Below are 26,710 nucleotides of genomic sequence, written 5' to 3'. Positions count from 1 at the left end.
AGCCATCGCCATGTCCAACCATGTCCAATAATCAGACCCTCTTCGAACGCGCGCAACGCACCATCCCCGGCGGCGTGAACTCGCCGGTCCGCGCCTTCCGTTCGGTAGGCGGCACGCCGCGCTTTATCGAACGCGCCGAAGGCGCGTACTTCTGGGACGCGGACGGTCAACGCTATATCGACTACATCGGCTCATGGGGCCCGATGATCCTCGGCCACGTCCATCCGGAAGTGCTGGAAGCCGTCCAGCGCGTGCTGGCAAACGGCTTCTCGTTCGGGGCGCCGACGGAATCCGAAATCGAAATCGCCGAAGAAATCTGCAAACTGGTCCCGTCGATCGAACAGGTCCGCATGGTCTCGAGCGGCACTGAAGCGACCATGAGCGCGCTGCGTCTCGCGCGCGGCTTCACGAACCGTAGCCGCATCGTCAAGTTCGAAGGCTGCTATCACGGCCACGCCGATAGCCTGCTGGTCAAAGCCGGCTCGGGCCTGCTCACGTTCGGCAATCCGACCTCGGCGGGCGTGCCGGCCGATATCGCCAAGCACACCACGGTGCTCGAGTACAACAACGTTGCTGAACTCGAAGAAGCGTTCAAGGCGTTCGGCAGCGAAATCGCCTCGGTGATCGTCGAGCCGGTGGCCGGCAACATGAACCTCGTGCGCGCCACGCCTGAATTCCTGCAAGCCTTGCGGCGCCTGTGTACCGAGTACGGCTCGGTGCTGATTTTCGACGAAGTGATGTGCGGTTTCCGCGTCGCCCTGGGTGGCGCGCAAGAGGTCTACGGCATCACGCCGGATCTGACGTGTCTGGGCAAGGTGATCGGCGGCGGCATGCCGGCGGCAGCCTTCGGCGGCCGGCGCGACATCATGGCTCACCTCGCGCCGCTCGGCGGCGTCTACCAGGCTGGCACGCTGTCGGGCAACCCGATCGCGGTCGCCGCGGGTCTGAAGACGCTGCAACTGATCCAGGCACCGGGCTTCTACGACACGCTCGCCGCCCGCACCACGCGTCTTGCGCAAGGTCTTGCGAATGTCGCGCGTGAAGCGAAGGTGCCGTTCGCGGCCGATTCGCTCGGTGGTATGTTCGGCCTCTACTTCACCGAGTCGGTCCCGACCAGCTTTGCCGAAGTCACGAAGAGCGACGTGCCGCGCTTCAATGCGTTCTTCCACAAGATGCTCGACGCGGGCGTGTACTTCGCACCGTCGGCCTATGAAGCGGGCTTCGTGTCGATCGTGCACGACGACGCGATTATCGACGCAACGATCGACGCGGCGCGCGGCGCGTTCGCCTCGCTCGCGGCCTGAAGCCGGCAAGACGTGCAAACCACCTGAACCCAGGTTCAATACTGCCTAGCCACCGTACCCGACCGGACACCGATGTTTTCGCAAACCGACTTCGTCCATATGGAACGCGCGCTCGCGCTTGCCAAGCGCGGCATGTACACGACCGACCCGAATCCGCGCGTCGGTTGCGTGCTCGTCAAGAACGGCGAGGTGATCGGCGAAGGCTTCACGCAACCGGCCGGTCAGGATCATGCCGAGGTTCGCGCATTGAAGGACGCGCGTTCGCGCGGCCATGATCTGCGCGGCGCCACGGCCTACGTGACGCTCGAACCGTGCAGCCATTTCGGCCGCACGCCGCCGTGCGCGAACGCGCTGATCGAAGCACAAGTCGAGCGCGTGGTCGCGGCGATGGAAGACCCGAATCCGCAAGTCTCCGGGCGTGGCCTCAAGATGCTGCGCGACGCCGGCATTGAAGTGCGTTGCGGACTGCTCGCCAACGAAGCGCACGAACTGAACATCGGCTTCGTGTCGCGCATGACGCGCGGCCGCCCGTGGGTGCGCATGAAAGTGGCCGCCTCGCTGGATGGCCGCACCGGTTTGCCGTCGGGCGTCAGTCAATGGATTACGGGCGAAGCGGCGCGCGCCGACGGTCATGCGTGGCGCGCCCGCGCGTCGGCGATTCTGACGGGCATCGGCACTGTCAGGGAAGATGATCCGCGCATGACCGTGCGTGCCGTCGACACGCCGCGCCAGCCGCAACGCGTGCTGATCGACAGCCAGCTCGACGTGCCGCCTGATGCGCAGATTCTGGCCGGCGCACCCACACTGATTTTCTGCGGCAATCTCGACGAGCGTCACACCGAGCGAGCCGCCGCACTGCGCGATCGCGGCGCGGAGATCGTGCAACTGGCGAACGCGTCCGGCAAGGTCGACTTGCCCGCCATGCTGAAAATACTCGGCGAGCGTAACGTCAACGAACTGCACGTCGAGGCGGGCTACAAGCTGAACGGCTCGCTGCTGCGCGAAGGCTGCGTCGACGAACTGCTGGTCTATCTCGCGCCCAGCCTGCTTGGCGTAGACTCGATGAGCATGTTCAATCTTAACGCGCCGGAAACGCTCGACGGCCGCACGCAACTGAACTTCCACGCAGTCGAGCGGATCGGCGACGATCTGCGGATTCTTGCGCGCTTTGTGCCTCGCGCCGTGCCGGATCCGGCACCCGAAGCCGGCACCGAGCCCGCACCCCAACCAACTTCGAATTGATCAAGGACTAGCACGATGTTTACAGGAATCGTCGCGGCGGTGGGCCGCATCGAATCAGTCAAACCCCTCGGCACGGATGGCGACGCGGGCGTGCGCCTAAACGTCGAAGCCGGCGGCCTCGATCTTGAAGATGTACAGCTCGGCGACAGCATCACGATTCAGGGCGCCTGCATGACGGTGGTGGAAAAAGCCGCGCACTCATTCGAAGTGGACGTGTCGCGCGAAAGCCTGAATTGCACGGTCGGTCTCGGCGAGCCGGGCGAAGTCAATCTCGAGAAAGCACTGCGTGCGCACGACCGGCTCGGCGGCCATATCGTCTCCGGCCACGTGGACGGTCTCGGCACGGTCACGCGTTTCGCGCCGGTCGGTGAATCGCATGAGCTGCGCGTGCTCGCGCCGCGCGAGATCGGCCGCTATCTGGCTTATAAAGGCTCGATCACGGTCAACGGCGTGAGCCTGACGGTCAACTCGGTTCAGGATCGTGACGACGGCTGCGAATTCTCGATCAATCTGATTCCGCACACGGTGCAGGTGACGTCGCTGAAGAATTTGCGCGAAGGTTCGCAGGTGAATCTGGAGATCGACCTGATCGCGCGGTATGTGGAGCGGATGCTCTCGGCATCGCAGGACGGACAACAGCCTTTGAAGTAATCGGATTGACGGGCGGCGTCCGTTGCGGACGCCGCCCAGCCGCCTCACGGCTCCTGTTTCAGCGAGCCGGTCAGCCAAGCTTCAACTACGCCTTACTTACGCTTCAATTGCGAGAGGTCCCGCACGGCGCCACGGTCCGCGGAAGTCGCCAGCGCCGCATAAGCCTGCAACGCCTGCGACACCACACGTTCACGATCCACCGGCATCCACGCCTTGTCACCGCGAGCCTCCATGGCTTCGCGACGGCGCGCCAATTCCTCGTCCGACACCACCAGGTGCATCTTGCGCTTGGGAATGTCGATCTCGATCACATCGCCATCTTCCACCAGACCGATCGTGCCGCCTTCGGCTGCTTCCGGCGACGCATGCCCGATTACGAGCCCTGAGGAACCGCCGGAGAAACGGCCGTCGGTGAACAGCGCACAGGTCTTGCCCAGCCCCTTGGACTTCAGATACGACGTGGGGTACAGCATTTCCTGCATGCCGGGGCCGCCCTTCGGACCTTCGTAACGGATCACGACCACGTCACCCGCCACTACCTTGTCGCCCAGAATGGCTTCGACAGCGTCGTCCTGGCTCTCGAAGACGCGCGCGCGCCCGGAGAAGATCCACTGCGATTCGTCGACACCCGCGGTCTTGACGATGCAGCCCTTCTCCGCGAGGTTGCCATAGAGCACGGCGAGGCCGCCGTCTTTCGAATACGCGTCCTGCTTGCTGCGGATGCAGCCGGTCTTGCGGTCGGTATCCAGCGAGGCGAACGTGGCCTCCTGGCTGAATGCGACGGTGGTCGGAATGCCGCCCGGTGCCGCGCGGAAGAACTTCTGCGCTTCTTCACCCGCGCCACCCGCGACGTCCCATTTGGCGATGGCATTGCCCAGCGTGCCGCTATGCACGTTACCGCACGACAGGTCCAGCAGTTCCGCGCGGGCCAGTTCACCGAGAATGCCGAGGATGCCGCCGGCGCGGTGCACGTCTTCGATATGGTATTTGTCGGTGGCGGGTGCCGCTTTGCACAGGCACGGCACTTTGCGCGAGATACGATCGATGTCGGACATCGTGAAATCGACGCCGGCCTCCTGCGCCGCGGCCAGCAGGTGCAGCACGGTATTGGTCGAACCGCCCATCGCCACGTCGAGCGCCATGGCGTTCTCGAATGCCTGCTTGCTGGCGATGCTGCGCGGCAGGACCGACGCGTCTTCTTCCTGATAGTAGCGGCGGCACAGGTCCACCACGAGGCGGCCGGCCTGTTCGAACAGGCCTTTACGCCATGCATGCGTGGCGACGATCGTGCCGTTGCCCGGCAACGCGAGACCAATCGCCTCGGTCAGGCAGTTCATCGAGTTCGCGGTGAACATGCCCGAGCAGGAACCGCACGTCGGGCAGGCGCTGCGCTCGACTTCGGCCACTTCCGCGTCGCTGATTTTGGGGTCGGCGGCCTTGATCATCGCGTCGATCAGGTCGATCTTGGCGATGACCTGGCCGTCTGTCGGCGATTTGACCTTGCCCGCTTCCATCGGACCGCCTGACACGAACACGACCGGAATGTTCAGGCGCATGGCGGCCATCAGCATGCCCGGAGTGATCTTGTCGCAATTGGAAATGCAGACCATGGCGTCGGCGCAGTGCGCGTTGACCATGTATTCCACCGAGTCGGCGATCAGCTCGCGCGAGGGCAGCGAATACAGCATGCCGCCGTGGCCCATCGCAATGCCGTCGTCAACCGCGATGGTGTTGAATTCCTTGGCCACACCGCCGGCCGCTTCGATTTCCTTCGCGACCAGCGCACCCAGATCGCGCAAATGCACATGGCCCGGCACGAACTGGGTGAACGAGTTCACCACCGCGATGATCGGCTTGCCGAAATCGTCGTCTTTCATTCCGGTGGCGCGCCACAGGGCGCGGGCGCCGGCCATGTTGCGGCCATGAGTCGATGTGCGTGAGCGATAGTGCGGCATGATCTTTCTCGAACGGGTTTAGCGGGGAAATGGTTTTCTGGAGGCGGCCTTCGCGGGCGCGACGGATTATAGCAACGCCGCCCTGTCAAACCGCCGCCAGACAGCCCTGAGTGCCTCGCCAAACGGCCTATGCCATCCGGCCCAGGCGACTTGCGGGCGCGCGTGGCGTAAAATACGCGCTTTCTTCGAAAAACTCCGCCAACATGACGCTCGCCTCCACTCAAGAGATCATTGCCGAACTGAAAGCAGGCCGGATGGTGATCCTCGTCGACGAAGAAGATCGCGAAAACGAGGGCGACCTTGTGATCGCCGCCGAATTCGTCACGCCGGAAGCGATCAACTTCATGGCCCGCTACGGCCGCGGCCTGATTTGTCTGACGCTTACGCAGGAACGCTGCAAGCTGCTGAACCTGCCGCTCATGACCTATCGCAACGGCACGCAGTACGGCACGGCGTTCACCGTCAGCATCGAAGCAGCCGAAGGCGTGACCACGGGCATCTCGGCGGCCGACCGCGCCCGCACGATCGCCGTGGCGGTCGCACCGGACACCAAGGCCGAGCACATCGTGCAGCCGGGACACGTGTTCCCGATCATGGCGCAGCCCGGCGGCGTGCTGGTGCGCGCCGGCCATACCGAGGCCGGCTGCGATTTCACCGCGCTGGCAGGCCTCACGCCGGCCGCGGTGATCTGCGAAGTCATCAAGGACGACGGCACGATGGCGCGCCTGCCGGACCTGATGGAATTCGCCAAAGAGCACGATCTGAAGATCGGCACGATCGCGGACCTGATTCACTACCGCAGCCGCACTGAATCGATCGTCGAGCGCATTTGCGAACGCACCATGCAAACCGCGCACGGCGCGTTTCGCGCGGTGATGTACCTCGACCAGCCGAGTGGCCAGCCGCATATCGCACTGGTGCGCGGCACGCCGAACCCGGAGCAGGAAACGCTGGTGCGCGTGCACGAGCCGCTGTCCATGCTGGATTTGCTCGAAGTCGGCAAATCGACTCACTCATGGACGCTGGATGCGGCGATGAAAGAAATCGCCGAGCGCGACCTCGGTGTGATCGTGCTCCTGAACTGCGGCGATTCGAAGGATCATCTGGTCGACGTGTTCAAGGCGTTCGACTCGAAGGAAAAAGCCGAGGCGCTCAAACGCCGGCCGGTCGACTTCAAGACGTACGGCATCGGCGCGCAGATCCTGCGTGAGCTGGGTGTCGGCAAGATGCAGGTGCTGTCGAACCCGCGCAAGCTGGGCAGCATGTCGGGCTACGGTCTGGAAGTCACCGGCTTCGTGCCGATGCCGGGCAGCACCGCACAGGCTCCGCAACAAGGCTGATCCGACCATTCACGCGCTTAAGCGCCAACTCAAAACACTACGGAATTCACATGGAAATCGGACAATACCAACCGAATCTCGACGGCGACGGACTGCGTATCGGCATCGTCCAGGCGCGTTTTAACGAACCCGTCTGCAACGGCCTCGCGGATTCGTGCATCGAAGAACTCGAACGCCTCGGCGTGACCGGCGAAGACGTGCTGCTGGTCACCGTGCCGGGCGCACTGGAAATCCCGCTGGCGCTGCAAAAGCTTGCCGAAAGCGCGCAATTCGACGCACTGATCGCGCTGGGCGCCGTGATTCGCGGCGAGACGTACCACTTCGAACTGGTGTCGAACGAAAGCGGCGCGGGCATCACCCGCATCGGCCTCGACTTCGGCATTCCGGTCGCGAACGCCGTGCTGACCACCGAAAACGACGAACAAGCCGTCGCGCGCATGACCGAGAAGGGTCGTGACGCAGCGCGCGTGGCCGTCGAAATGGCGAACCTCTCGGTCGCGCTCGAACAGCTCGGTGGTGACGACGAGGAAGAAGACGAAGAAGAGGAAGAGGCATGAAGAGCGCACGCCGACGCTCCCGCGAACTGGCCACGCAGGGGCTTTACCAGTGGCTTCTGTCGGGTTCGCCCGGCGGTGAAATCGACGCGCAACTGCGCGGCGCGCAGGGCTTCGACAAGGCCGACCACGAACATCTGGACGCCATCCTGCACGGCGTGATCCGCGATTCGGAAGCACTCTCGGCCGATATCGCACCGTGCCTCGACCGCCCGATCGACCAGCTCTCGCCGGTCGAACGCGCCGTGCTGCTGGTCGCCGCGTTCGAGTTGAAGAATCACGTCGATATCCCCTATCGCGTGGTCATCAATGAAGCAGTCGAACTCGCCAAGACGTTTGGCGGCGCGGACGGCTACAAGTACGTGAACGGCGTGCTGGACAAGCTGTCGGCGCAGTTGCGCGCTGCCGAAACGCAGGCAGCCCGCAAGCATTGAGCTTGAGGCGGGACGGGCGCGCCATGCGCCGTCCCGCTGTTGCTTCTGAACTGGATTTGATCGTATGAACTCCGTGACCGAACCCTTGGTGCGGCTTGCTGCCCGCGTTGACGCCATCCAGCCTTTCTATGTGATGGAACTGGCCAAGGAAGCCGCGCTGCTCGAGCGCGATGGGCGCGATGGGCGCGACATTATCCACATGGGAATCGGTGAACCCGATTTCACCGCACCCGAGCCGGTCATCGAAGCGGCCGCGAGCGCCCTGCGCCGCGGCGTCACGCAATACACGAACGCACTTGGCCTGCACGCGCTGCGCGAGGCGATCTCGGCGCATTACGCTGACTTCTACGGCGTCAACGTCGATCCGGCGCGGATCGTCGTCACCGCCGGTGCTTCCGCTGCGTTGCTGCTGGCTTGCGCCGCGCTGGTCGATCGCGACGATGAAGTGCTGATGCCCGACCCATGCTATCCGTGCAACCGCCACTTCGTGATCGCAGCGGAAGGCAAGCCGGTGATGGTGCCGAGCGGGCCGGCCGAACGCTTTCAACTGACCGCCGCCGACGTCCAACGCCTGTGGAACGAGCACACCCGCGGCGTGCTGCTGGCGTCGCCGTCTAACCCGACCGGTACGTCGATCGAACCGGCTGAGCTCGAACGCATCGTCAAGGCCGTGCGGGCGCGCGGCGGCTTTACGATCGTCGACGAGATCTACCAGGGCCTGAGCTACGACGCGAAGCCTGTCTCGGCGCTCTCGTTTGGTGACGACGTCATTACCGTCAACAGCTTCTCGAAGTACTTCAACATGACCGGCTGGCGTTTGGGCTGGCTGGTGGTGCCGCCCGGCATGGTCGGCGCGTTCGAAAAGCTCGCGCAGAATCTGTTCATCTGCGCGTCGGCGCTCGCACAGCACGCGGCGCTGGCGTGCTTCGAACCGGACACGATCGCCATCTACGAAGCGCGCCGCCTCGAATTCAAACGCCGCCGCGACTTCATTGCGCCGGCGCTCGAATCGCTGGGTTTCTCGGTGCCGGTGATGCCGGATGGCGCCTTCTACGTGTACGCCGATTGCCGCACGGTCGCGCATCAGGCGGCCGGGGACAGCGCGGCGCTCACCAAAGCGATGCTGCACGACGCGGGCGTGGTGCTCGTGCCCGGTATGGACTTCGGCACGCACGCGCCGAAGGACTACATCCGGCTCTCGTATGCAACCGCCCTGCCGAAGCTGGAAGAGGCGGTCGAGCGGCTGGCGAAGCTTTTCGGACGGCACTGACTGGATAGAGGCATCAGAGTACGGACGCAAGCCACAAAAGAAAAAGGACACCCGCGGGTGTCCTTTTTTTGTATCCGGCCGCTCTCGCGTGCCGGGCAAACCGGGTTACGTCAACCTCAAGCGCCCAGCTCCGAGGCCGATGCCACGTGCTTGGTCGCATTGGAACTGGCGTCGTCCTGCTCGGACACCGGCGTCTTGACCGGCGCTGCCGCGCTCAGCGGATGACCGGCATCGAGCGTCATCTGCACGCGCTTGCCGTTGGTGGATGCCGTTGCAGCCGGAGTCGTGTTCGACGCCGTCAGAACCGGAGCCTGCGGTGCGTTGATCGGCACCTTGCGGCCACGCGCCACATCGCGCAGACGGCCACGCTCGGCCATCACCTTGGCGCCGTAGCCGCCGTCGTCCTGCGAGGTCGAGCCAACGTAGAGACGCAAACCGCCTGGCAGCGAACCGCCGCGTGCGATGCAATCCTTCAGCACCAGCGCGCCCACCTTGATGTTCGCAACCGGTTCGAGCGCCGCGCTCTGGCCGCCGAAATACTGGAATTTGTCCGAGTGAACCTTAGACATCACCTGCATCAGGCCCTGCGCGCCCACGCCGCTCTCGGCGTACGGGTTGAAGCCCGATTCGATTGCCATCACGGACAGCAGGAGAAGCGGGTCGAGACCGACTTCGCGGCCGGTGTCGAACGCAGCCTTCACGAGCTCGCTAACGGGCTCCTGAGCAACGCGATAGCGCCGCGCGAGGTAAGACGAAACCAGATCCTGCTCGCGGGTCGAAACGAGCACACGATCGTCGCGTGCATCAGCCGAGACGCGCTGCGCCGGGATCAGCCGTGCCAGCGCGGAGACGCTCTGCATGGTGCGCGGGTCGAGGCCGTTCAATGCAGCCACGCCCATACCGGACGTGCCGGTGCCGTCGAAGGCGCCGTCGTAGCTGGTATTGCTGGCGGTGACGCCGTTGTTGCCGTTGTTCGCACCGCTCGCGGCATCACTGCTGGTCGAATTCGCGGACAGCGAGTCGTCAGAGGACGCGCCAGGGGGCCCGAAAGCCGGCAGCGGGTGGCCCTGCAGCAGACGGGCGGGACCGGCTTGCACAGCGGCGGCAATGACCGGCATCAGCTTGGCGGCAAGGGTGCCGCGCAAGGCCGGCATCAGCCACAGCGTGAGCGCCAGCACGACAGCGATTCCGCCGACAATGCTGAACAGGTGATGACTCATTCGCGTCCCGCGACGCAACGCACCACGCACAACTTGCGCAATACGTTCATCGGGACGCCACGATAACCAGGCGTTCATTCAGATCTCCCATGTTGCATGATCCGCGAACTCCGCCAGTCGAACAGGCGGTAACACACATTCGCAGAGTCAAGACATCGCGCGCTCTGTCTGGTTAGGGCAGCAGCGACGTCGGGAAAACGGCAAATACCGTTTGTGGGGAGCCATCTTGAAAAGAGGCCCGCGGCATGCCAAAAAAACATGCAGGCGGAGGCTCCCACGCGAAAAACCAGCGTCAACAGGCGCTGGCGAGGACTTCAGTAAGACCGTCAAATACCGTGCAGGGAGTCGGTAAGCGGTGACGCGTTGCGTCTGAAGGGACCGGGGCGGCGGTAAAAACGTTCACGCCCTGCAACCAATGTGGACGGATTCTATGCAGGGTTTTATAGATCGTCAACACTATAGATAGGCAAATGTATAACTAATTGTAATAATGAACAGTGTTCAGTCCGTTAAGAACCGCGCGGTGCGCGCTTCTTGAGCTATCTCAATTAGTCTTCCCGAAGTCGGCCGTTTGGCCAATCTACGTGCGGCTGCCAACACAGGTAAAATCGACAATCGTTCTGGCACCGCGAAGCCCTGCGGCGCCCTACCTTTTTGCCGCTTGCGCGGCTCTCTACCGCACTAGATGAAATACAAAGACCTGCGCGATTTCGTCGGCCGTCTCGAAACGATCGGTGAACTGCGCCGCATCTCGCAAAACGTCTCGCCCGTCCTGGAAATGACCGAACTGTGCGACCGCGTCCTGCGCGCCGGCGGTCCGGCGATATTGTTCGAGAGCCAGCAGCAGCACGCGTTTCCGGTCCTCGGCAACCTGTTCGGCACGCCGCGCCGTGTGGCTCTCGGCATGGGGATCGACGCGCAACCAGGCGAAGGCGATGGCGCCGCACTGGAGTCGCTGCGCGACGTCGGCCGCCTGCTCTCCGCATTGAAGGAACCGGAGCCGCCGAAGGGGCTCAAGGACGCCGGCAAACTGTTCTCGCTCGCGAAGGCGGTGTGGGATATGGCGCCCAAAACGGTGAGCGCGCCGCCATGCCAGGAAATCGTCTGGGAAGGCAACGACGTCGACCTCGCAAAGCTGCCGATTCAGACCTGCTGGCCGGGCGACGCAGGGCCGCTGATCACATGGGGCCTGACCGTCACAAAAGGCCCGAATAAGAGCCGACAAAATTTAGGCATATATCGCCAGCAACTAATCGGGCGTAACAAACTGATCATGCGCTGGCTCGCGCATCGTGGCGGCGCACTCGATTTCCGCGAGTTCGCGCTGCAGAATCCGGGCAAGCCGTATCCCGTGGCCGTGGTGCTGGGCGCCGATCCGGCGACCATCCTCGGTGCGGTGACGCCGGTGCCCGACACGCTCTCCGAATACCAGTTCGCCGGGTTGCTGCGCGGCGGCCGCACCGAACTCGCGAAGTGCATCACGCCGGGCGTCGACGGTTTGCAGGTGCCCGCGCGCGCGGAAATCGTTCTGGAAGGCTTCATCTATCCGCAGGAAGGCACGCCTTCGCCTGCTCCCGCTGGCGCGCCGCCGCGTCCAGCCAAGGGCGCGTCCGCCGCTTACGAACACGCGCTGGAAGGCCCCTATGGCGACCACACGGGCTACTACAACGAGCAGGAGTGGTTTCCCGTCTTCACGGTCGAGCGCATCACTATGCGGCGCGACGCGATCTATCACTCCACCTACACTGGCAAACCGCCCGATGAGCCCGCCGTGCTCGGCGTCGCGCTCAACGAAGTGTTCGTGCCGCTGTTGCAGAAGCAGTTCACCGAGATCACCGACTTCTATCTGCCGCCCGAAGGATGCAGCTACCGGATGGCGATCGTGCAGATGAAGAAGAGCTACCCCGGTCACGCCAAGCGCGTGATGTTCGGCGTGTGGAGTTTCCTGCGGCAATTCATGTATACGAAGTTCATCGTCGTGGTCGACGAGGACGTGAATATCCGTGACTGGAAGGAAGTGATCTGGGCCATCACCACGCGTATCGATCCTGCGCGCGATACCGTACTGGTCGATCGCACGCCGATCGACTATCTGGATTTCGCCTCGCCGGTGGCAGGTCTCGGATCGAAGATGGGACTCGACGCCACCAACAAATGGCCTGGTGAGACCGATCGCGAATGGGGCCGCCCGATCGAGATGGACGGCGCGGTCAAAAAACGCATCGACACCTTGTGGAGTGAGTTGGGGCTGTAAAAACAGGCCCCGAATCACACCGGTCACACCGTTGAATTCCTGATTCTGTCGGCATCGAAGCGATCCGTTCACCAGCCGGATCGCTCGCGCCTGAACAAGTCTGAATAACAAAACTGATGGAGCAGTTGCGCGGATGCATGCCTTTTCAATGATGTCGGATGGCTTTTTTCTGTCGTTGTCGTTGTGTCTGGACATCGGTCTTGTCAACGTCGCGATGATTTCGCTGACGCTGTCGCACGGCTTCAAACCGGGCTTCTGGCTGGGCCTGGGTTCCTGTTTCGGCGATCTCGTTTACGCGGCGCTCGCGCTCGCGGGAATGGCTGCGCTGCTGCAGTTCGAATCGGTACGCTGGGTCGTGTGGATCGGTGGCGCGGCGGTCCTGCTGTTTCTCACATGGAAGATGGCGCGTGAGGCGCTGTTCCCCGCGACGGCGCCTGCAGTTGCCGGCGAAGCGGATGCCAATGCGCCGCATCTTTCCCCGTGGCGCGGTTTCTTGCGCGGCGCGTTGCTGGCAATGTCATCGCCGTCAGCGATTCTGTGGTTCGCCGCAGTCGGGGGTGCGCTGATCGCAAAAGCCGGCGCCACCAGCGCGACGACTGCACCGGTATTTCTCGGCGGCTTCTTCCTCGGCGGCTTGTGCTGGACGATCTTTATCTGCGGACTCGGCAGCCATGGACGCAAACGCGCCGGCACCGGTTTGCTGCGCGCGTGCCATGTGTTGTCGGCGCTGCTGTTCGCGTACTTCTCGTATAGCGTGATCGTGAACGGCTATCGCGATCTGATTGTGCAAACCGCACAGGTGGCCAGCTAGAAAAAACGGCTCGCCTTCGCGAGCCGTCTTCCCTCAATTTCAACGTGCGCAGTGCAGCGCAATAACGATCAAGCAGCGTATCAGGCGAGATACTGCGCCAGCTTCGCCAGATCGACGTTGCCCCCGCTCACCACCACACCCACGCGCTTGCCCTTCACCGGCACGATGCCGTTGAGCACGGCGGCCGCGGCGAGGCAACCAGTCGGCTCGACCACGATCTTCATGCGCTGCGCGAAGAAACGCATGGTCTCGATCAACTGTTCGTCGCTGACCGTTTCGATCTGCGCGACCAGCTTCCGGATGATCGCGAACGTGTAGTCGCCGAGATGCGTGGAAGCAGCGCCGTCGGCAATCGTGCGCGGCGTGTCGATATGCACGATCTCGCCGCGTGCGAGCGATTGCTGACCGTCGTTGCCCGCTTCGGGTTCGATGCCGATGACGGTGCACGCCGGACTCAATGCAGCCGCCGACAACGCGCTACCGCCAATCAGTCCACCGCCGCCAAGACACACGAACAGCATGTCGAGCGGGCCGGTTTCGTCGATCAACTCCTTGACCGCCGTGCCCTGCCCGGCGATCACGTGCGGATGGTCGTACGGCGGAATCAGCGTCATGCCGCGCTCTTCGGCGAGCCGCCGGCCGATCTCTTCGCGATTCTCAGTGTAGCGGTCGTAGCTGATCACTTCGCCGCCATAGCCCCTGGTCGCCGCGACTTTGGCGGCGGGCGCGTCGTGCGGCATGATGATCGTGGCGTGAATCCCGGCAAGACGCGCCGACAGCGCGATCGCTTGAGCGTGATTGCCCGACGAGTACGTCAACACCCCCGCTTTACGTTGCTCCGCGTCGAAGTGCGAAATCGCGTTGTAGGCGCCGCGAAACTTGAACGCGCCCATGCGCTGAAAATTCTCGCACTTGAAGAACACCGACGCGCCCGTGCGCTCGTTGAACGTGCTTGAGGTTAGAACGGGGGTGCGGTGGGCGACGCCTTCGAGACGCGCAGCGGCGTCGAGTACGTCGTCGAAAGTGGGAGCGGGAAGCGCTTGCATTGACGAAACTCTCCAGAGCGGTGGCGAAACAGCCATTCTCCCAGCTTCGACGATGCTTTGATATGCCGCTCGGTATGTCGCAGCAGTAGAAACACAAACGGCGTAACCCGGCGATCAAGCCGGCGTTACGCCGTCAAAACATCTCTGCGCGCTTTCTTGCGATTAGCGGCGATAGTAGCCGTGGCCGTAGTAACCGCGACCGTAGTAGCCGTGGTGATAATAAGGACGGCCATAGCCACCGTAGTACCCACCCACCACGACTGCCGGCGGCGGTGCGTAGTAGCCCGGCGCATACACTACCGGCGGAGGCAGCGGCGCGTAATAGACCGGTGGCGGCGCGGCATAAACCGGATACGCGGGTGCCACCGGAATGCCAATACCGATACCTACGGAAACGTGCGCCTCAGCAGCAGTAGCGAACCCCACGCCGAGCGCGGCGGCAACGACAAACGGAACGATCTTTTTCACTTTTATTCTCCTGGCGCGGCCCACTAAGGTCGCCGACTTCGCATGCCTTGCATGCTATGAATTCAATGTATCGAAAAAGACCATGCATAGATGTTCGCATTTGTTGCAAATTGCAATTGGCGGCAATAGGTCGGAAAGTCCGCCGACGCGAGGCCGCCAGCGCACGCCGCGCAACAGACTGAGAACTAAGGGTTTGCCAGCGGTGAAACGCGCGTGAACCCACTGCCTTGCGGGTCTTGCGGCTCCCGTTTCTCACTTGTCAGTAATCTTTGATTACAAATTAGCTTCAATCCTGACGGCCCAAATGAAAAATGCCCGGTGCAATCGCACCGGGCATTTCTTACCCATCAGCAAACGGTATTGTCAGCCTACCTTCACATAGGCGAATTCTCGGGAGACGTTGGGCGGAACGTACGCGCCACTGATGCGCACGCGTGGCGTCAGGCGCTTTTTCTGATCCCACCAGCGACGGCGCTGCGAGTGCGTCAGGAACCGCAAGTGCTTTCGGTAAGAAAAAATATTCATCGTTACCTCCCGAATCTGACTGCGAGACGAAAAACCCAGAACAGCAACTGCAAAACCGGCTCATGAAGGAAATTGTGAGCAGTTTTCGGACCCGCGGGGCGTGTGTGGCCGGATGACCGACCGGACGCGCCATATCGCGCGCGGACTGATCAGAGGAATACCCACACCGGGACACACTACTGCCGGACGGATGCGCGATACTGCAGCATTCCCGTTCAAGTATCCCGCCTGGAGCACGCAACTATGTCCCAGCCCTCCCTGCCGCGCCTCGGCTTCATCGGTGCGGGTCGGCTCGCGCGTTGTCTCGCGCTGAGCTTTTCACGCGCCGGCTATCCGGTCACGGCGGTGGCGAGCCGCTCGGCGGCCTCGGCCGGCCGACTCGCCAGTCAAATCGAACATTGCGCTGCGTTCGACGATCCACAACAGGTTGTCGACGCAGCCGATATCGTCTTTTTAGCCGTTCCCGACGACAGCATCGGTACGACAGCGCACACACTGCGGTTCGCGGCAGACGCGGCAAGCGGCTCATACGGCAAAGCGCTCGTGCATTGCAGCGGCGCCTCGCCCGTGGAACTGCTGGCTCCGGCGCGCGACCAGGGTGCCTCAATCGGCGGCTTTCACCCACTTTACCTCTTTAGCGGCGATCTCGCCGACATGGAGCGGATCGCCGGCTGCTCGGTGACGATCGAGGCCGACGGCGCGCTCATGGAGGCGCTGACGGCGCTGGCCGTCGCCCTGCGCTGCCATCCGCTGTCGATTCCAGCGGGCGGCCGCATGCTGTACCACGCCGCCGCACATTACGCCGCCAGCTTCGCGCTGTGCAGCCTCGCTGAATGCGTCGCGCTGTGGCGCACGCTGGGTTTTGCCGAAGACGACGCGCTACGCGCGCTACTGCCGATGCTCTCCGGCACCATCGAAACCGCCCGCGACAAAGGCCTGCCCAACGCGCTCGCCGGCCCCGTGTCGCGCGGCGATACGGGCGTTGTGGAAAAGCAGTTGGCGTTGCTCGAAGGCCTTGGCGGCGATCATGCCGCGCTGTACGGTTTGCTGACGCGGCGCGCGGTCGGACTGGCCGAACGTCGCGCGAAACCGCCCGCTGCGATCGAGACGATTGCCGAGGCAGTGGAAGAATCGCTTAACCGGTCGCTGAATCAGGCCGCAGCAGGTGCAAGCGTCAAGTAAGCCGTGATAATGTGACGTCCGGCGCCGCGCGCAATCCACCAGCGCCGCGCTTCGGGACCAACAGACGAGAACGCACAATGATCAAGGTCAGCATCCTTTATCCGTATCGGGAAAACGGCCACTTCGACGTGGACTATTACTGCGTCACGCACATGCCGCTCGCGGCCAGGTTGTTCGGGCCGTCGCTGAGAGGCTGGTCGGTCGACGTCGGCATCAATGCCGGGCCGCCGGGAACGCCGCCGCCGTATGTCGCCGCAGGCCACTTCCTGTTCGATAGCACGGACGACTTCTACAAAGTCTTCAAGTCGGCCTCGGAGCAGCTGGTTGCCGACATCCCGAATTACACCGACGGCGGCAACGGTACGATTCTGATCAGCGAAATCAAGATTTCTGTGTGATATCCCGTGCGGGTGTGGTCTGGCGGCATGCAGTTCGCCGATTGGCCTACTCGAGCATCTGGAAATTGAAGCACTGCGTCCCCATTTGTGACGCGTAACGCGCTCTCCCCCGGGAACGGCGCAGGCAATCCAAATGAACCCGCCGGCGCACCGATCGGTCAGCGCCGGCACCCTGCGGCCGATCGACGGCCGCCTTCCGAAGGATAAGGACACGAGATGTTTGGCGATATCGCCCGTTTTCTGCTCAATACCGTCTTTACGCTGTTCGGCGCCGCGCTGCTGCTGCGCGCATGGCTGCAGGTCGTGCGCATGCCGCCGTACAACCCCGTGACGAACGCCGTGCTGCAAGCCACCAACTGGATCGTGCTGCCTTTGCGGCACATTCTGCACAGCACCCGCAACATCGACTGGGCGAGTCTCGTCGCAGCGCTGATTGCTGCCATCGTTTATGTGGTGCTGATGGTGGTGCTCACGGGCGCCGATCCGCTCACGCTCGTGCCGACGCTGCTGATCGTTGCTGTACTGACCGTCATCAAATGGGCGCTGAACCTCATCATCTGGATGACGATCCTGATGGCGCTGCTGTCGTGGCTCAATCCGCGCTCGCCGGCCATGCCGATTCTGTATCAGCTGACCGCGCCGTTCCTGAATCCGCTGCGCCGTGTGGTGCCGCAACTCGGCGGGATCGACCTCTCGCCGATCCTGCTGTTCGTGATCGTGCAGGTGCTGCTGATGGTGGTCACGCGTGCGGCCGTTCAGTTGACCTACTTCGTGATCTGAACGGCGCGCCGTGCGCCTTGTGGAACAAGGGTGGTGGCAGCGCGATTTGCGCTAACCGCCCCTTCCCGAGTAGAATCGTGCGCTCTGCGGGCGTCGTATAATGGTAATACCCTAGCTTCCCAAGCTAGAGCCGTGGGTTCGATTCCCATCGCCCGCTCCAGATTCTTTTCAGCCAGCCTGGCAATTGACCGGGCGATTTTGCGAAAGGATCTGAATCTGCCGCACATTGCAGCGATTGCTGCATTCCCCACCCGCTACTCCTTCCCCGTGTGCCATTCGAGAAGCCGCACAAGCGCAAGATGAGCCCGCGTGGCGTCAACGCGCCATCGCACGAGCCGCCGCTAGTTCTTCGCTGCCTTCTCGACCGCCTTGACCAGCTTGAATTCGTCTTTGTCCAACGCGTAGTAGTACGTCCCGCTACCCGCTTCATTCCTGCTGCCGTGAACCACCAGCAGGCGGCTGCCGCGCCGGAATTCGATCGGTTCCTGCACATCCACGTCCCAGCAGCACACCGTAAACGGCAGCCACGTGACGCGACCGGTCTTCGCGTCGATCGCCACGCTGGACACGCAGGACGCCCCGCAGCCCCAGCTTGCCAGCACGTAGTGCCCGGCAAAATTCGGCTTCTGCCGGCTGGCTTCGCGGATACGGGTCGCATATTCCTTGTCGTCCGCGGATACGAGCCGTACTTTCGCCGCCTTGCCCGTAAAGGTGTCGCTGACCGCGAAGTCGTCGAAACGCGGCACGCCGGCATCAGCGGCTTGCGCGACACCCACCCAGCACATGGCCGAAACGAAGCCCATCAATAGAAACTTGTTCAATTCTCAACACCAGTGGTTTGCTTCCCATACGAGCCGCGCTGATGCAGCGGTGTGATATCGCCCGAGAATATAGCGAATCCCGCCCTGACATTCTTCAACCGCATTCCCGAAAGATTTTTCGCCATTCGGATTCAATTCATATTGGGGCGGCAACAGTTGGTACATCCCGCGTGCGCACAGCTTCTCGTTGCGCGCGTCCACCATGCCACCGGACTCCTGCGCCATTAACCACAATAAATCGTTGAATTGCGTGAGCGCCACGCCTTCAACGGCCATGGCTTTGCGAAGTGCATTCTGAGAGGTAGTTGGAACGGCAGTTGGATCGACGGCAACCCAAGCGGTTTTGGCGGGTTTAGCCTGACGATGATTGTGTGCGTGTTTGCCCATAGTGGATTTTCGCTTTGATAATCGCTGCAACTGGTTGACTTACAACGCGATTAAATCATACGAATAGCTGTCATAGTTATGAAAATGTAATATTCATGCCAGTTTCCACGCCAACCGAAGCCAGCCACCGTCTGGACGCACCCTTTTCGGGTGTGCTACCTTACGCGCACTTGCAACGCCCGCTCCACCTTCCTGCTGAACCGTCAGCAGAATCCAGCACGAGCCGCCTCCCATGAAGGCGGCTTTTTTGTAGTGGCAGCGGCCCAGCATAGCGAGTCGAGCAAACCGCGCCTGCGAACAGCGGCTCATGCCGCGCAAGCGTAAGCACAAACGCAAAAAGCGCCTCGCAACACGCCATGCAAGCCGCCAAGCCCTCACCCTAGTAGCAGTATCGACAATGATCCACGATCCAAACGACGCCGGCCTGCCCGACGAACTCCCGCCGCCTTCCACCGAAGCAGAAGGCCAATCGACCGACGCCGACGCGACTGCCGACACCCGGCAAGAAGAAACCCTGCATCGACGCCGCATCCGCAGCTTCGTCACGCGTGCTGGCCGCGTATCGACCGGCCAGCGTCGCGCAATGGACGAGCTCGGTCCGCGTTTCGTCGTGCCCTTCACGCCGGAACAACCCGACTGGAGTAGCGTGTTCGGCCGCGCCGCGCCGCGTGTGCTGGAAATCGGCTTCGGAATGGGTGCGACCACCGCGGAGATCGCCTCGCACCGCCCCGACGACGACTTCCTCGGCGTCGAAGTACACGAGCCAGGCGTCGGCGCGCTGCTGAAGCTGATGGGTGAGCAGACGCTCTCCAACATCCGCATCATTCAGCACGATGCGGTCGAAGTGCTTGAGCAGATGATCGCGCCGGACAGCCTCGACGGCGTGCATATCTTCTTTCCCGATCCTTGGCACAAGGCGCGCCACCACAAGCGCCGGCTGATCCAGCCGAAGTTCGTCGCGTTGCTGGTTTCGCGTCTGAAGCCGGGCGCCTATCTGCATTGCGCGACCGACTGGCAGAACTACGCCGAGCAGATGCTCGAAGTACTGGGCGCCGATCCTGCGCTGGAAAATACCGCGGACGGCTACGCGCCGCGTCCCGAGTATCGTCCGGTGACGAAGTTCGAGCGCCGCGGGCTGCGACTCGGGCATGGCGTGTGGGATCTGGTGTTCAGGAAGCGCGGCGCGGCATAAAACTACGCTGTAGTTGCGCTCAACATAAGCAAAAAGGTCCGCAAACGCGGACCTTTTTTCATGACGCGAAAGATAAACGGAGACTCAATCCGCCCAGCTCAACGCGCCGCTGTAACCCACCAGCAGGATCAACAGTCCGAAGGCGATCCGGTACCACGCGAACACGGTGAAATCGTGCGCGGCGATGTAGCGCAGCAGCCAGCGCACGCAGGCGAACGCGCTGATGAAAGCCGCCACGAAGCCGAGCGCGAAACTGCCAAGCGCGTCGACGGACAGCAGATGCCAGTCTTTGTAGAGCTCGTAAGCCGTCGCGCCGAAGATGATCGGAATCGCGAGGAAGAAAGAAAACTCCGTAGCAACGCGCCGGTCGAGACCAAACAACATCCCGCCGATGATCGTCGAACCCGAGCGCGACATACCCGGGATCAACGCAAAGCATTGAGCGAGGCCGACTTTCAACGCATCCAGCGGGCTCAGATCGTCGACGTGCTGAACCCGTGCCGCCACGTCGCCTCGCGTGCGCTGACGCGCTTCCGCCCACAGAATCACCACCCCGCCCGCCACTAACGCGAACGCGACCGGCACGGGCGAAAACAGTGCCGCCTTGATCGCTTTCTCGAACAGTAAACCGAGCACGACCGCCGGAATCGTCGCGATGATCACGTTCAGCGTAAAGCGCCTTGCGTCGGGTCGGCTGGGCAAGCCGACCACCACGCTGCCGATGCGGCGCCGGAACTCCCAGCACACGGCCAGAATCGCGCCGAGCTGGATCACGACATCGAAGGTTTTCGCGTGTTCATCCGTGAAATTGAGCAGACTGCCCGCGACGATCAAATGGCCGGTGCTCGACACCGGCAAAAATTCCGTCAACCCTTCGACGACGCCCAGAATCAGCGCCTTGCAAGCCAATAGCCAGTCCATCCGTGACCCTCATCGCTGTAGTTAGTCGAAACGAACAGGGTCAGCACGGTGTGCGCGGCCCCGCCGGCCGCGCGCAGCGTCATTTCTCGACGATTTGCACGCGTATGCCGTTTGTAAGGATGGTGATTGTACCGGGTTCGTAATTCACCCCGGCAAATTGCAGTTGTTCGGGTTTGAAGGTGTAGATCGGATAGTTGGTCAGCAACTGCGTGGCGAGCACGGCTGCCGCGGCATTGATCTGCTGCGTGTAGGCCTGCGCCTGGCCACTCACGCTGACGTTGTCGACGCTCGGCGACTTCAGCACGACCGATTTGCTGGCGGCGTCGTAGGCCAGTTCGCTCGACAGCGTGAATACGCCGTCGACCGGCTGCGGCATGAATGGGCTCGCGAGCCTGGCGTCGAGCTTCACCGAGACGCGGTTCGCGTCCGGAAGGAAGCCGACCACCGGATTGGTCAGCGCGACGTCGAACACTTGCGAAACCGTGCGCTGATAGGGGAATTTGCGCTGCACCGCGTCCTGCACCTGCTGCTGCGAGAACGTGTAATGCGAGGGGATGAACGGGAAAGTCGAGGTCGCGCAGGCCGCCAGCGACACGGTGATGCCAAGCGCGGTGCAGCCTGTCAGCGCGGCAAGCAGGAAGCGGCGCCGGGTCGGCGCAGCGGGTCGAGTCATGCGAAATCTCCTGTGGAAGCCTTCTCGAGCATGCGGTTGTGTTGGGTCGTTCTGATTCAGATCAATGAACGACGCTGCGGTTCGTTGCCGCGCGCTATCGGCGCACCGCCGGCTGCGGTTGAGTCTGCGTTTCAAGCTGGGTGAGCCACGCGAGCGCCTCGTTGCGGTTCGTGCCGCACATTTCCATCTGCGGTTGCAGACCGGAACAGCACGCAGGCCGCTCCGGCTGACCGAAGATCGCGCAGCGCAGATCATCGCCGAGTTGCACGCAGCGCACGCCCGCCGGTTTGCCATTCGGCATGCCGGGGATCGGGCTCGAAATCGACGGCGCAATACAGCACGCGCCGCAATCGGGGCGGCACGCATGACCGGCCACATGGAACGGGGACTCGCGCTTCACAACGCTGTTCGGCACATCACTCACGACATTTTTCCTGAACTCGAAAACAGGCGACACAACATACAACGCAGCGCCAGACCCGCATTGTGCCATCGCATCCCGTGCGACCTTTTTACACAATTACGCGAAGGGTCACTCACGTAAACTTGCTGGATACGAAAGGCCACGCTCAAGAGGCGTTTGCGCTGTTCGAACCGGTGCTGCGAACCGCCTCCGGCTCTCGCCTCTTCCACGGTGGCCGTCAAACTTGAGCCACTCATGACCACCGCCAACACACTATTCCGCCCGGACCTGCTCGCCAAATACAGCGCGAACAGTCCACGGTATACGTCCTATCCCACCGCCTTGCAGTTCCGCGACGATTTCGATCCCGCCGGCTATCTACGCGCCGCCGCAGACCCGGGCGCTTCCTCCACCGATCTCTCGCTGTACTTCCACATCCCCTTTTGCGACACCGTGTGCTTCTACTGCGGTTGCAACAAGGTCGCCACAAAAAACCGCGCGCACGCGCGGCCCTATGTCGAGCGCCTGAAGCGCGAAATGGCTTTGCAGGCAGCGCATTTCGACACGCGACGGCCCGTATCGCAATTGCATTGGGGCGGCGGCACGCCGACGTTCCTCTCACACGATGAAATGGCGGAACTGATGGTCGCGGCGCGCGAGCACTTCACCTTGCTTCCCGACACCGAAGGCGAATATTCCATCGAAGTCGATCCGCGCGAAGCCTCGCCTGAGACCATTGCGCATTTGCGCACGCTCGGCTTCAACCGGCTCAGTCTCGGTGTGCAGGATTTCGATCCGGTGGTGCAGCAGGCAATCAATCGCATTCAGCCACTCGAGATGACTGCGTCGGTGATGCAAGCCGCACGCGATACCGGCTTCCACTCGATCGGCGTCGATCTGATTTACGGGCTGCCGCATCAAACGGTCGATAGCTTCAGCCGCACGCTCGACACAATGATCGAACTCGCACCCGATCGTCTTTCAGTGTTCGCGTATGCGCACATGCCACAGCTCTTCAAGATGCAACGGCAGATGGATGAGGCCACGCTGCCTTCGCCTGCCGTACGCCTCGCGATCCTCCAGCGAGTAGTCGAGCGCCTGACCGACGCGGGCTATGTCTACATCGGCATGGATCACTTCGCGCTCCCCACCGACGAACTTGCGCGCGCACAGGCACGGCGCACGTTGCATCGGAATTTTCAGGGGTATAGCACACGGGCGGAATGCGATCTGATCGGCTTCGGCGCGTCGTCGATCGGCAAAGTCGGCGACGTGTACGCACAGAACGCGAAGGATCTGCCAGGTTACGCAGCGGCTATCGATGCGGGCAAGTTCGCGATCACGCGCGGCATGCGCCTCACTGCGGACGACCGTCTGCGTCGCGATGTAATCACGCAACTGATGTGCAATCTGGAATTGCGCTTCGATGAATTCGAAGCGGCCTACGGCATCCGCTTCGCCGATACGTTCGAGCCGGAACTGGAGCGCTTGCGCGGCTTCGAGCAGGATGGGCTGGTGTCGGTGAGCGGCAGCAAGCTCGAAGTGCAGATGGCCGGACGCATGCTCGTGCGCAACGTCGCGATGGTGTTCGACCGCTATCTCGGTCAGCAAACGCTCGAACGTTTTTCACGCACGGTTTGAGGGCGGAGCATGCGAAGGAAGCGACCGGCTTGCCCGTCGTCGAATTTTCCGCCATAATCTGCGTCTTCGCCGCGAGCCATACTCTGGCGCGTGCGCTGCAAGACCTGCCCAGGTGGTGAAATTGGTAGACGCAGGGGACTCAAAATCCCCCGCCGCAAGGCGTGCCGGTTCGATTCCGGCCCTGGGCACCAAAAGAAATTCCAGCAGTACCGTATAAAGATCAAAAAACCCCGCCCAGTCATGCTGCGCGGGGTTTTTTGTTGTCTTCTGCGAAGCGGCTAAAGCGCACTACTGAAGATGGTCGGCCGGACATTTATTCGAGCTCACTCGATGACCGACCATGAGGCCGGCATCGTAGGCCGCTTCCAGCGCTCTCGCGAGACTATCGACACGCACGACGCGTAAGTCGGCGCTCGGCTTGCCGCTCAATTCGAACGTCCCGATGCCGAGCGTTTCATGCGCGATCGACAGCAACAATTCCAGACGTGCGTCGTGTTCGATGGTGGTGTTCATATTCGGCTCCTGACGTGCGACATTGCACTTATCAGCTTAGGCAATAATTGCTTAAGCAATATGTGACGTTCCGCCGCATATTGAAGCTCTTCTCGACATTGGGCGGTCCGGCGCAAACAGCGCCGGCGCCCACATCCAGCCTTACCGCCCCGCCACCTGCGCACCGCCATGCGTCGCCGCACGCCGGCGCTTGAACACGTAGCCGGCCCACATCACGATCAGCCACGCGGGCACAAGCCATACCGAGACCGACAGACCCGGCGTCATCGCCAGAATCACGAGGATCAGCGCCATGAACGCGAGGCAGATCCAGTTGCTAACCGGGAACCAGAACGACTTGAACACGAGCGTCTCGCCCGCTGCCACCATCGCCTTGCGCGACTTCAGATGCGTCAGGCTGATCAGCGCCCAGTTCAGCACCAGCGCGGCCACCACCAGCGCCATCAGCAGGCCGAGCGCTTCGGCGGGAATCAGATAGTTGATGATCACGCAGGTGAACGTAGCAAGCGCCGACAAACCGATCGCCATATACGGCACGCCGCGCCGGTCGACCTTCATCAGCGCGCGCGGTGCGTTGCCCTGTTCGGCGAGACCGTAGAGCATGCGGCTATTCGCATACACGCCGCTGTTGTAGACCGACAGCGCCGCCGTCAACACCACCACGTTGAGGATGTTCGCCGTCAGTGTCGAGCCGATCTGCGAGAAGATCATCACGAACGGGCTGCCGCCAGCCGCGACCTGATTCCACGGATACAACGAGAGCAGCACCGCCAGCGAGCAGATGTAGAAAATCAGAATCCGGTAGATCACCTGATTCACGGCCTTCGGAATGCTCTTTTGCGGATCGGCCGCTTCAGCAGCCGTAATGCCGATCAGCTCGAGCCCGCCGAACGAGAACATGATGACCGCGAGCATCATGAACAGGCCATGAAAACCGTGCGGGAAAAAGCCGCCGTCGGCCCAGAGATTGGTGATCGACGCCTGCGGACCACCATGGCCACTGATCAGCAGATAGCCGCCGAACAGGATCATGCCGATCACCGCCACCACCTTGATGATCGCAAACCAGAATTCAGTTTCGCCGTACGCTTTGACGTTGGCGAGATTGATCGCGTTGATGACGGCGAAGCACACCAGCGCCGATACCCACGTAGGCACGCCCGGCCACCAGTAATGCACGTAGGTGCCGACCGCGGTCAGCTCGGCCATGCTCACGAGCACGTACAGCACCCAGTAGTTCCAGCCGGACAGAAAGCCGGGAAAGTCACCCCAATACTTGTACGCGAAGTGGCTGAACGAACCGGCAACCGGTTCCTGCGCGACCATTTCGCCGAGTTGGCGCATGATCATGAAGGCGATGATGCCGCCGATCGCGTAGCCGAGAATCATCGACGGGCCGGCAGCCTTCAACACGCTGGCGGAGCCGAGAAACAGGCCCGTGCCGATCGCCCCGCCCAGCGCGATCAGCTGGATGTGACGATTTTTAAGCCCGCGCTTCAGGCCGTCTTGCTGCTGTGCACTATTCAAAATTGCGCCCCAGTGTATGGATATCGATCGCCCGACCAGACTTATGGTCTGCCCCGGCAGAACCTGAAATTTTACCGCGGCCGATATTCTCTAAATACTGGGACCAACCCGCGCTTGGTTCTGCGCCGCACTTAACGGCGAGGATAGTGATTGTCACTGGCGTGGGGCTTCTGTATGTTGCCCTAGTCGAGGTTTCTGCCTTCGGAGATTCAACATGTCGCCCAAACGTTTGCTTTGCGCCGCTGCTTTGTCTCTCTGCTTCGCGGCGGCAGGTGCCTTCGCGCAAACCGCGGCGCCCACGGCAGAACCCGCCGCCGAACCGGCCGACATGCCTGGCATGGAGTCGAGCGCACCGGAAGCGCCGGAGCCGCCCGCGGCACCGGCCGCAACACCCCCGACTCCGGCCGTCGCCCCCACGCCTGCTACTCCAAAAGCGACTGCCACCAAACCACCCGCAGCACCGATGACCGGCCCTGTTCGCAACGTCGTGCTGGTTCATGGCGCGTTCGTCGACGGCTCGAGCTGGAACGGTGTAGTCGCGAAATTGCAGCAGAAGGGTTATCACGTGAGTTCGGTGCAGAACCCGCTCACGTCGCTCGCCGACGATGTCGCCGCCACCCGCCGCGTTCTCGCGCGTCAGGATGGCCCGACGATCCTCGTAGGACATTCATGGGGCGGTGTCGTAATCACTGAAGCGGGCGCGAACGCGCCCAACGTCGCCGGTCTCGTCTATGTGGCGGGCATTGCACCGGACCTGCACGAATCGACGATGGACCTGATGAAACGCGCGGCGCCGGCGCCCGCGAGTCAAGGCATCACCGCGGACCCGACGGGCTTCCTATGGCTCGACCGCAGCAAATACCACGCCGATTTCGCCGCCGACGTACCCGAGAATCTGACGCGCGTGCTCTCCGCCGCGCAACAGCCGATCGCCGCCAGGGCGTTCAGCGAGACGGTCAGCCAGGTGGCGTGGCGGGAAAAGCCTTCGTGGTACATCGTGACAACGAGGGACCGTGCGATACCGCCTGAACTCGAGCAGTTCATGGCCAACCGGATGGGCGCGAAGATCGTGCCGATCTCATCGAGCCATCTCGTGCCGGTGTCGCATGCGGGGGCAGTTGCGGATGTGATCGATCGTGCAGCGCGGGAGTTGAGCCGGCAACAGTAGGACGTCGCCGGTCGCGCACTCCGTCATACG

At 62.5% G+C, this 26,710-nt stretch carries 26 protein-coding genes and 2 tRNA genes; 17 read left to right on the top strand and 11 right to left on the bottom strand.

The genetic code is table 11. The features are described from left to right. Nucleotides 1-20: 20 nt before the first annotated feature. From hemL to R8871_RS13620, 3 genes are all read left to right on the top strand, one after another. A complete protein-coding gene (gene hemL / locus R8871_RS13630) occupies nt 21-1,304 on the top strand; it encodes a glutamate-1-semialdehyde 2,1-aminomutase (protein WP_175050944.1) in 1,284 nt (427 codons plus the stop codon). A 72-nt stretch (nt 1,305-1,376) separates the two neighbouring features. Next, the gene (ribD, locus tag R8871_RS13625; RefSeq protein WP_175050943.1) at nt 1,377-2,546 is read left to right on the top strand and encodes a bifunctional diaminohydroxyphosphoribosylaminopyrimidine deaminase/5-amino-6-(5-phosphoribosylamino)uracil reductase RibD; all 1,170 of its coding nucleotides are present in this window, start codon (nt 1,377-1,379) and stop codon (nt 2,544-2,546) included. 15 nt (nt 2,547-2,561) lie between these two features. Next, a complete protein-coding gene (locus R8871_RS13620) occupies nt 2,562-3,197 on the top strand; it encodes a riboflavin synthase (RefSeq protein WP_054037332.1) in 636 nt (211 codons plus the stop codon). 92 nt (nt 3,198-3,289) lie between these two features. Here R8871_RS13620 and ilvD read toward each other — a convergent pair whose 3' ends face one another. Then, nucleotides 3,290-5,152, bottom strand: a complete 1,863-nt coding sequence (ilvD, locus tag R8871_RS13615) for a dihydroxy-acid dehydratase (RefSeq protein WP_175050942.1) — start codon at nt 5,150-5,152, stop codon at nt 3,290-3,292. Between the two features lie 203 nt (nt 5,153-5,355). Between ilvD and ribBA the strand changes: the two genes are divergently transcribed. The 4 genes from ribBA to R8871_RS13595 all read left to right on the top strand — a co-directional run bounded on the left by ribBA (nt 5,356) and on the right by R8871_RS13595 (nt 8,750). After that, nucleotides 5,356-6,492, top strand: coding sequence for a bifunctional 3,4-dihydroxy-2-butanone-4-phosphate synthase/GTP cyclohydrolase II (gene ribBA / locus R8871_RS13610; protein ID WP_175050941.1), 1,137 nt, complete (start codon nt 5,356-5,358; stop codon nt 6,490-6,492). 50 nt (nt 6,493-6,542) lie between these two features. Continuing rightward, on the top strand, nt 6,543-7,049 hold the full coding sequence (gene ribH / locus R8871_RS13605) for a 6,7-dimethyl-8-ribityllumazine synthase (RefSeq protein ID WP_054037335.1): 507 nt from the start codon (nt 6,543-6,545) through the stop codon (nt 7,047-7,049). Then, nucleotides 7,046-7,480 carry a transcription antitermination factor NusB gene (gene nusB, locus R8871_RS13600; RefSeq protein ID WP_054037337.1) on the top strand — a complete coding sequence of 145 codons (435 nt, stop codon included), beginning with the start codon at nt 7,046-7,048 and terminating at the stop codon, nt 7,478-7,480. Before ribH ends, nusB begins: the two co-directional genes overlap by 4 nt. A gap of 64 nt (nt 7,481-7,544) precedes the next feature. Next, entirely contained in the window at nt 7,545-8,750 is a 1,206-nt protein-coding gene (locus tag R8871_RS13595) for a pyridoxal phosphate-dependent aminotransferase (RefSeq protein WP_175050940.1), read from the top strand. Between the two features lie 116 nt (nt 8,751-8,866). Here the strand turns inward: R8871_RS13595 and R8871_RS13590 are convergent, their stop codons facing one another. Next, on the bottom strand, nt 8,867-10,048 hold the full coding sequence (locus tag R8871_RS13590) for a lytic transglycosylase domain-containing protein (RefSeq protein ID WP_175050939.1): 1,182 nt from the start codon (nt 10,046-10,048) through the stop codon (nt 8,867-8,869). 607 nt (nt 10,049-10,655) lie between these two features. On the opposite strand from R8871_RS13590, the gene R8871_RS13585 reads away from it, so the two are divergent. Then, nucleotides 10,656-12,224: a UbiD family decarboxylase gene (locus tag R8871_RS13585; protein WP_175050938.1), complete on the top strand. Its 1,569-nt coding sequence runs from the start codon at nt 10,656-10,658 to the stop codon at nt 12,222-12,224. A 133-nt stretch (nt 12,225-12,357) separates the two neighbouring features. Beyond that, a complete protein-coding gene (locus R8871_RS13580) occupies nt 12,358-13,035 on the top strand; it encodes a LysE family translocator (protein ID WP_175050937.1) in 678 nt (225 codons plus the stop codon). Between the two features lie 80 nt (nt 13,036-13,115). Here the strand turns inward: R8871_RS13580 and R8871_RS13575 are convergent, their stop codons facing one another. Together R8871_RS13575 and R8871_RS13570 are read right to left on the bottom strand one after the other, a co-directional pair. Further along, complete coding sequence (locus tag R8871_RS13575; protein ID WP_175050936.1) at nt 13,116-14,081, bottom strand: threo-3-hydroxy-L-aspartate ammonia-lyase; 966 nt, start codon at nt 14,079-14,081, stop codon at nt 13,116-13,118. Nucleotides 14,082-14,243: 162 nt separating this feature from the next. After that, complete coding sequence (locus R8871_RS13570) at nt 14,244-14,549, bottom strand: hypothetical protein (RefSeq protein ID WP_175050935.1); 306 nt, start codon at nt 14,547-14,549, stop codon at nt 14,244-14,246. A 768-nt stretch (nt 14,550-15,317) separates the two neighbouring features. Here R8871_RS13570 and R8871_RS13565 point away from each other — a divergent pair. The 4 genes from R8871_RS13565 to R8871_RS13550 all read left to right on the top strand — a co-directional run bounded on the left by R8871_RS13565 (nt 15,318) and on the right by R8871_RS13550 (nt 17,594). Next, a complete protein-coding gene (locus tag R8871_RS13565; protein ID WP_175050934.1) occupies nt 15,318-16,256 on the top strand; it encodes a Rossmann-like and DUF2520 domain-containing protein in 939 nt (312 codons plus the stop codon). A gap of 77 nt (nt 16,257-16,333) precedes the next feature. Then, complete coding sequence (locus tag R8871_RS13560) at nt 16,334-16,654, top strand: EthD family reductase (RefSeq protein ID WP_054037420.1); 321 nt, start codon at nt 16,334-16,336, stop codon at nt 16,652-16,654. A 216-nt stretch (nt 16,655-16,870) separates the two neighbouring features. Further along, on the top strand, nt 16,871-17,434 hold the full coding sequence (locus R8871_RS13555) for a YggT family protein (RefSeq protein ID WP_093638987.1): 564 nt from the start codon (nt 16,871-16,873) through the stop codon (nt 17,432-17,434). A gap of 86 nt (nt 17,435-17,520) precedes the next feature. Further along, nucleotides 17,521-17,594 (top strand) — tRNA-Gly (locus tag R8871_RS13550). 181 nt (nt 17,595-17,775) lie between these two features. Here R8871_RS13550 and R8871_RS13545 read toward each other — a convergent pair. Together R8871_RS13545 and R8871_RS13540 are read right to left on the bottom strand one after the other, a co-directional pair. Continuing rightward, nucleotides 17,776-18,255 (bottom strand): hypothetical protein, encoded by a 480-nt coding sequence (locus R8871_RS13545; RefSeq protein ID WP_175050933.1) that lies wholly within the window; start codon nt 18,253-18,255, stop codon nt 17,776-17,778. Between the two features lie 3 nt (nt 18,256-18,258). Then, nucleotides 18,259-18,642, bottom strand: a complete 384-nt coding sequence (locus R8871_RS13540) for an aggregation-promoting factor C-terminal-like domain-containing protein (RefSeq protein WP_175050932.1) — start codon at nt 18,640-18,642, stop codon at nt 18,259-18,261. Nucleotides 18,643-19,039: 397 nt separating this feature from the next. Between R8871_RS13540 and trmB the strand changes: the two genes are divergently transcribed. Next, on the top strand, nt 19,040-19,834 hold the full coding sequence (gene trmB, locus R8871_RS13535) for a tRNA (guanosine(46)-N7)-methyltransferase TrmB (RefSeq protein WP_175050931.1): 795 nt from the start codon (nt 19,040-19,042) through the stop codon (nt 19,832-19,834). An 84-nt stretch (nt 19,835-19,918) separates the two neighbouring features. Here the strand turns inward: trmB and R8871_RS13530 are convergent, their stop codons facing one another. The 3 genes from R8871_RS13530 to R8871_RS13520 all read right to left on the bottom strand — a co-directional run bounded on the left by R8871_RS13530 (nt 19,919) and on the right by R8871_RS13520 (nt 21,852). Beyond that, complete coding sequence (locus tag R8871_RS13530) at nt 19,919-20,755, bottom strand: undecaprenyl-diphosphate phosphatase (protein WP_175050930.1); 837 nt, start codon at nt 20,753-20,755, stop codon at nt 19,919-19,921. Between the two features lie 79 nt (nt 20,756-20,834). Next, nucleotides 20,835-21,428 carry a DUF1439 domain-containing protein gene (locus R8871_RS13525; protein WP_054037362.1) on the bottom strand — a complete coding sequence of 198 codons (594 nt, stop codon included), beginning with the start codon at nt 21,426-21,428 and terminating at the stop codon, nt 20,835-20,837. Nucleotides 21,429-21,522: 94 nt separating this feature from the next. Beyond that, nucleotides 21,523-21,852, bottom strand: a complete 330-nt coding sequence (locus R8871_RS13520; protein WP_175050929.1) for a YkgJ family cysteine cluster protein — start codon at nt 21,850-21,852, stop codon at nt 21,523-21,525. Between the two features lie 234 nt (nt 21,853-22,086). Between R8871_RS13520 and hemN the strand changes: the two genes are divergently transcribed. Together hemN and R8871_RS13510 are read left to right on the top strand one after the other, a co-directional pair. After that, on the top strand, nt 22,087-23,472 hold the full coding sequence (gene hemN / locus R8871_RS13515) for an oxygen-independent coproporphyrinogen III oxidase (protein WP_175050928.1): 1,386 nt from the start codon (nt 22,087-22,089) through the stop codon (nt 23,470-23,472). Between the two features lie 106 nt (nt 23,473-23,578). Further along, nucleotides 23,579-23,663: transfer RNA gene (locus R8871_RS13510), tRNA-Leu, on the top strand. 97 nt (nt 23,664-23,760) lie between these two features. Here the strand turns inward: R8871_RS13510 and R8871_RS13505 are convergent. Further along, a complete protein-coding gene (locus tag R8871_RS13505) occupies nt 23,761-23,985 on the bottom strand; it encodes a DUF6900 domain-containing protein (RefSeq protein WP_175050927.1) in 225 nt (74 codons plus the stop codon). A gap of 141 nt (nt 23,986-24,126) precedes the next feature. Beyond that, on the bottom strand, nt 24,127-25,512 hold the full coding sequence (locus R8871_RS13500) for an amino acid permease (protein WP_175050926.1): 1,386 nt from the start codon (nt 25,510-25,512) through the stop codon (nt 24,127-24,129). Nucleotides 25,513-25,726: 214 nt separating this feature from the next. Between R8871_RS13500 and R8871_RS13495 the strand changes: the two genes are divergently transcribed. Beyond that, nucleotides 25,727-26,680, top strand: a complete 954-nt coding sequence (locus R8871_RS13495; RefSeq protein WP_175050925.1) for an alpha/beta fold hydrolase — start codon at nt 25,727-25,729, stop codon at nt 26,678-26,680. Nucleotides 26,681-26,710: the final 30 nt, after the last annotated feature.

The sequence above is a fragment of the Paraburkholderia sediminicola genome (assembly GCF_902859805.1).
Taxonomy (GTDB): Bacteria; Pseudomonadota; Gammaproteobacteria; order Burkholderiales; family Burkholderiaceae; genus Paraburkholderia; species Paraburkholderia sediminicola.
The sequence above is the reverse complement of the archived record's forward strand: the minus strand, read 5'-3'. Positions and strand labels throughout refer to the sequence as shown.

Excerpts from the sequence above, each read along its gene's own strand:
- hemL (WP_175050944.1), top strand. The coding sequence starts at position 21 with ATGTCCAATAATCAGACCCTCTTCGAACGCGCGCAACGCACCATCCCC.
- ribD (WP_175050943.1), top strand. The coding sequence starts at position 1,377 with ATGTTTTCGCAAACCGACTTCGTCCATATGGAACGCGCGCTCGCGCTT.
- R8871_RS13620 (WP_054037332.1), top strand. The coding sequence starts at position 2,562 with ATGTTTACAGGAATCGTCGCGGCGGTGGGCCGCATCGAATCAGTCAAA.
- ilvD (WP_175050942.1), bottom strand. The coding sequence starts at position 5,152 with ATGCCGCACTATCGCTCACGCACATCGACTCATGGCCGCAACATGGCC.
- ribBA (WP_175050941.1), top strand. The coding sequence starts at position 5,356 with ATGACGCTCGCCTCCACTCAAGAGATCATTGCCGAACTGAAAGCAGGC.
- ribH (WP_054037335.1), top strand. The coding sequence starts at position 6,543 with ATGGAAATCGGACAATACCAACCGAATCTCGACGGCGACGGACTGCGT.
- nusB (WP_054037337.1), top strand. The coding sequence starts at position 7,046 with ATGAAGAGCGCACGCCGACGCTCCCGCGAACTGGCCACGCAGGGGCTT.
- R8871_RS13595 (WP_175050940.1), top strand. The coding sequence starts at position 7,545 with ATGAACTCCGTGACCGAACCCTTGGTGCGGCTTGCTGCCCGCGTTGAC.
- R8871_RS13590 (WP_175050939.1), bottom strand. The coding sequence starts at position 10,048 with ATGAACGCCTGGTTATCGTGGCGTCCCGATGAACGTATTGCGCAAGTT.
- R8871_RS13585 (WP_175050938.1), top strand. The coding sequence starts at position 10,656 with ATGAAATACAAAGACCTGCGCGATTTCGTCGGCCGTCTCGAAACGATC.
- R8871_RS13580 (WP_175050937.1), top strand. The coding sequence starts at position 12,358 with ATGCATGCCTTTTCAATGATGTCGGATGGCTTTTTTCTGTCGTTGTCG.
- R8871_RS13575 (WP_175050936.1), bottom strand. The coding sequence starts at position 14,081 with ATGCAAGCGCTTCCCGCTCCCACTTTCGACGACGTACTCGACGCCGCT.
- R8871_RS13565 (WP_175050934.1), top strand. The coding sequence starts at position 15,318 with ATGTCCCAGCCCTCCCTGCCGCGCCTCGGCTTCATCGGTGCGGGTCGG.
- R8871_RS13560 (WP_054037420.1), top strand. The coding sequence starts at position 16,334 with ATGATCAAGGTCAGCATCCTTTATCCGTATCGGGAAAACGGCCACTTC.
- R8871_RS13555 (WP_093638987.1), top strand. The coding sequence starts at position 16,871 with ATGTTTGGCGATATCGCCCGTTTTCTGCTCAATACCGTCTTTACGCTG.
- R8871_RS13540 (WP_175050932.1), bottom strand. The coding sequence starts at position 18,642 with ATGGGCAAACACGCACACAATCATCGTCAGGCTAAACCCGCCAAAACC.
- trmB (WP_175050931.1), top strand. The coding sequence starts at position 19,040 with ATGATCCACGATCCAAACGACGCCGGCCTGCCCGACGAACTCCCGCCG.
- R8871_RS13530 (WP_175050930.1), bottom strand. The coding sequence starts at position 20,755 with ATGGACTGGCTATTGGCTTGCAAGGCGCTGATTCTGGGCGTCGTCGAA.
- R8871_RS13525 (WP_054037362.1), bottom strand. The coding sequence starts at position 21,428 with ATGACTCGACCCGCTGCGCCGACCCGGCGCCGCTTCCTGCTTGCCGCG.
- hemN (WP_175050928.1), top strand. The coding sequence starts at position 22,087 with ATGACCACCGCCAACACACTATTCCGCCCGGACCTGCTCGCCAAATAC.
- R8871_RS13505 (WP_175050927.1), bottom strand. The coding sequence starts at position 23,985 with ATGAACACCACCATCGAACACGACGCACGTCTGGAATTGTTGCTGTCG.
- R8871_RS13495 (WP_175050925.1), top strand. The coding sequence starts at position 25,727 with ATGTCGCCCAAACGTTTGCTTTGCGCCGCTGCTTTGTCTCTCTGCTTC.